This is a genomic window from Rhodococcus sp. A14 (assembly GCF_011603105.1).
GTDB lineage: Bacteria > Actinomycetota > Actinomycetes > Mycobacteriales > Mycobacteriaceae > Rhodococcus_F > Rhodococcus_F opacus.
This window is the reverse complement of record NZ_JAAOQS010000256.1, coordinates 1-1,603: the sequence shown is the minus strand read 5'-3', so window position 1 is coordinate 1,603 and position 1,603 is coordinate 1. Positions and strand designations below refer to the sequence as shown.

At 67.4% G+C, this 1,603-nt stretch carries 1 protein-coding gene; it reads right to left on the bottom strand.

The annotated features are described in order from the left end of the window. Window positions 1–4: 4 nt before the first annotated feature. On the bottom strand, window positions 5–1,603 hold a 1,599-nt coding region (locus G9373_RS45200; protein ID WP_206033999.1), incomplete at its 5' end, for an acyl-CoA carboxylase subunit beta.

Below are 1,603 nucleotides of genomic sequence, written 5' to 3'. Positions count from 1 at the left end.
GCGGTCATAGGGGGATGTTCCCATGCTTCTTGGGCGGGAGGGTGACCATTTTGCGTTCGAGTAGGCGCAGGGCGGCCACGATCTGTCCGCGGGTGTGGGACGGGGGGATGACGGCGTCGACGTAGCCGCGTTCGGCGGCGACGTACGGGTTGACGAGGGTGTCTTCGTATTCCTGTTGCAGTTGCAGGCGCAGCGCGTCGACGTCGTCGCCGTTCTTGGCGGCTTCGAGGAGGCGTTTGCGGTAGACGAAGCCGACGGCGCCGGAGGCGCCCATGACGGCGATCTGGGCGGTGGGCCAGGCGAGGTTGACGTCGGCGCCCATGTGCTTGGAGCCCATCACGTCGTAGGCGCCGCCGTAGGCCTTGCGGGTGATGACGGTGATCTTCCCGACGGTGGCCTCCCCGTAGGCGTAGAGGAGTTTCGCGCCGCGGCGGATGATGCCGTTGTATTCCTGGTCGGTGCCGGGCAGGAAGCCGGGGACGTCGACGAGGGTGATGATGGGGACGTTGAACGCGTCGCAGGTGCGCACGAAGCGGGCGGCTTTTTCGGAGGCGTCGATGTCGAGGCAGCCGGCGAACACGGTGGGCTGGTTCGCGACGATCCCGACGGAGCGGCCGTCGACGCGGCCGAAGCCGACGACGATGTTGCCGGCGCGTTCGGCCTGGACCTCGAGGAATTCGTCGTCGTCGAGGATGCGGCGGATGACCTCGTGCATGTCGTAGGGCTGGTTCGCCGAGTCCGGGATGAGGGTGTCGAGTTCGAGGTCCTCGGCGGTGAGGGAGTCGTCGATCGATCCGGTGATCGGGTCGGTGGGCAGCATCCGGGGGGCCGCGGCCTGGTTGTTCGACGGCAGGTAGGACAGCAGGTCCTTGACGTAGTCGAGGGCGTCTTGTTCGCCGGAGGCGACGTAGTGGGCGACGCCGGATTTGACCATGTGGGTGTGCGCGCCGCCGAGGTCTTCCATGGTGACGTCTTCGCCGGTGACGGTTTTGATGACGTCGGGGCCGGTGACGAACATCTGGGAGGTCTGGTCGACCATGACGACGAAGTCGGTGAGGGCGGGGGAGTAGACGTGGCCGCCGGCGGCGGGGCCCATGATCAGGGAGATCTGCGGGATGACGCCGGAGGCCTGGACGTTGCGGTGGAAGATTTCGCCGTAGAGGCCGAGGGAGACGACGCCTTCCTGGATGCGGGCGCCGGCGCCTTCGTTGATGCCGATCAGGGGGCGGCCGGTTTTGAGGGCGAGGTCCATGACCTTGACGATTTTTTCGCCGTAGATTTCGCCGAGGGAGCCGCCGAAGACGGTGGCGTCCTGGGAGAACACGCAGACGTCGCGGCCGTCGACGGTGCCGTAGCCGGTGACGACGCCGTCGCCGACGGGGCGGTTGTCGGCGAGGCCGAAGTTCACCGAGCGGTGCCGGGCGAGGGCGTCGAGTTCGACGAAGCTGCCGTCGTCGAGCAGGGCGGTGATGCGTTCGCGGGCGGTGAGCTTGCCCTTGGCGTGGACCTTCTCGACCGCGGCGTCACCGCTGGGGTGCTGCGCTTCGGCCTGACGATTACGCAGGTCGGCGAGCTTTCCCGCCGTCGTGTGAATATCGGGCGT